Below are 2,594 nucleotides of genomic sequence, written 5' to 3' on the forward strand. Positions count from 1 at the left end.
ATCTAAACGCCATCACGACGCGCTCAGACGCTGAAAAAATAAAATCAGCACCACCGCCAGCGCGCAGTGCTTTCCCCGCCTCGCCCGCCCGCTTCGTGGGGCTGTTTTAATGCAGTTGCATGAACACGTCGAAACAGCACCAGTCCTGAACTAAAACAACCAATGTGAATGCTGCTTGCGCATGCAAATCCATGCATATTGTGTATGCACGATAACTGATTAGGTAATTAATTCTGTTTTTTATACCGTGACCACCCTGATTTAACTGAGTTACGTTTAGATTCTTCCTCTATGCTTTGATACTCACTCTGTAATATTGAGAGAAAGTCTTTCCGCATCTTTAACTTGTATTGTTTCATTGCTGTCTCAATGATGAAATACCCCTTTTTAAAGGATGGTCGACCTTCATATTTCAATCCTGACAATAGAAATCTCAATCTAGGGTTTGACTCCATCCCAAATGCAAACTCCCACATATCGCTTATATTACATAGCGTATAAGGAATGGGCTTACCGCCCTGTTTAAGGTTATTAATCTTTAATGGTTCCTTAACATCACTAAACTTCATATAAACATTAACAATAGTACACTTCACACCGTGTAAATTTGTCACTTTGATATTAGCCAAATCTTGCGATGAAAGCTTATCTGCTTTTTTTGCCGTAGAGGTCGTATATATAGGCGCAAAAACAACGTCAACTTTCTCTTTGCCTAACATCATCGCATAATAACTTGTAAATAATGAAACCCCCACAGCCGCGAGAGTAGCCAATCCTGACACCCACCCTCCTAGCATTGTCCAAAATGCGACCTTGCTATTATTTTCACTCTCGCTCCATGCCCATTGAACTCCGCCCAACACAAAACCAAATGCGAACATAAACAAGCAAAGACATATTATTAAAGCTATCCCACAATACTTCATGAAACAAATCCTTGATATAGAAAATCACAATATTTTCACACAACATCTAAAAGAAATTTAAATCATCAAGCACTCTAATTACAAACAAAACAACACATCAAAAAAATCATGCAAAACAAAAAATAGACATGCTTTAAGATCATCTTTCAATGCCACCGACACAATATCAAACTTCAGTATCGGTGGCATCACCTTCAATTATTTAGTATCGAAACTATTTCACCCGTTTTCACATTAACACGCGCTGCAATTGTTTGCTTCACGACACCACCATAGGCATTAGTACCGCGAAATGTGGTTTTCACTATAGCATGAGGGTCTTTATTCAGGATTAAATGATACACTGTTGACACATGTTTATAAGATGAATCATCGTTCATATTCTCTTTAATTAACTTTTCCAATGGTCGATAAGAACCATCCCAACCACTAAAATTACTCTGAAATGTATCAAGGTTGATTTTATTGTTTAGTGATTTCGGATCTTTTTCATAATCATTAAAGCACCATCCAAGAACATCACCGAGTTTCAACTCATCATCTTTGGTAAATGTATACTCACTCATGCAGGCATAAAATGCATCTGATGCGGTGACTGGCACTTTCTTAAAGTTAATGTAACTATTCACAATATCGTGTCGAGTCTTCTTTGGCTCGTTCCGATATTCCTTGAGTGTTTTTTCAGTATATTCGAATGTTTTTTGAGCCTGGTGTTCTGCTACGGTTGCTGTTTCAGTTTTAGCAACTGGCTGGCTTTTTTCTGTTGGGTAGAGTATTGAACCAATTATGCTCAATGCAAAACCACCTCCGAGATAAACCGCACTTGCACGTTTACGGTTTGGCATCCGCACCAGTGATGGCTTGATTAACCCGATGAAAAAAGCAACGAAAAAAGCGAGTGATAGAAAAGCGATTACAATATCCATAGCTATCCTTTTTGCATCATCCACATAAAAAATCGACCTTATGTTAGCAACAGGAAGCTTACTTTTGAATATTTGTAAGTTGTTAGCTTTAGCTCTCCGAGCTAACTCCTTTCAACCGTCAAAAACCAGCACCAACGCAGTAAAAATATGACTGTCAACTAACGCCTCGCTTCGCTCGTTGTTCAACCCCGCCAGCCCTGAAAACAAGTTTCACGACTGGCGGCGTTCTCTATCGTCTGCGTGGTGGTGGCGTAACTCTTGATTGACCGATATGGTTAAACCGCCCGTAATTATCCCGGACTATTTCGGCACACCCGACTAGCTCATCGGGCGTCAGATTTTCGTTGACCATAATCCGCTGTAAACGCTGAACAATAGCCATCAGCTTGATATTTTTAGTTTTATGGTGCGGTATCTCGCTTGGTATTCTGTGCATTATCCAGGCCACCCGTTTTGCTGTGCACGCTCCATCTGTTCATCTGAATAGTTCCACATCCCATCCACAGCAACCATTGCCCCACCAGACAGCCCCGTATCTGGTTCATACATAATAGCAAGGCCGAGCTGATGCATAATTTCATGATTAATTCTAAATACCAGACCACGCGCACTAAGTTCTTTCCAGTTCACAATCTCATATGCGCCTGTATTAAGCAGCTCAATACTTAGCAAGACATAATCTTCCAGCCAGTCTGACAGGTCAGTAACATCTGTTATCCGGGCTTCAACCTTTCGCCCCGTA

Annotated in this window: 4 protein-coding genes; all 4 read right to left on the reverse strand. The window is 40.7% G+C overall.

Features of this window, described 5'->3' with window-relative positions; translation table 11 throughout:
* Window positions 1-227: 227 nt before the first annotated feature.
* Window positions 228-926, reverse strand: coding sequence for a hypothetical protein (locus tag WES_RS00050; protein ID WP_016158954.1), 699 nt, complete (start codon window positions 924-926; stop codon window positions 228-230).
* A 194-nt stretch (window positions 927-1,120) separates the two neighbouring features.
* Window positions 1,121-1,852: a hypothetical protein gene (locus WES_RS00045; protein ID WP_016158955.1), complete on the reverse strand. Its 732-nt coding sequence runs from the start codon at window positions 1,850-1,852 to the stop codon at window positions 1,121-1,123.
* 229 nt (window positions 1,853-2,081) lie between these two features.
* Entirely contained in the window at window positions 2,082-2,288 is a 207-nt protein-coding gene (locus WES_RS24620) for a hypothetical protein (protein WP_071599031.1), read from the reverse strand.
* A partial coding sequence (locus tag WES_RS00040) for a DUF7415 domain-containing protein (RefSeq protein ID WP_016235268.1) occupies window positions 2,288-2,594 on the reverse strand: 307 nt, incomplete at its 5' end. The genes WES_RS24620 and WES_RS00040, both read right to left, overlap by 1 nt.

It is taken from the genome of Escherichia sp. KTE31 (assembly GCF_000407925.1).
GTDB classification, from domain to species: Bacteria; Pseudomonadota; Gammaproteobacteria; order Enterobacterales; family Enterobacteriaceae; genus Escherichia; species Escherichia ruysiae.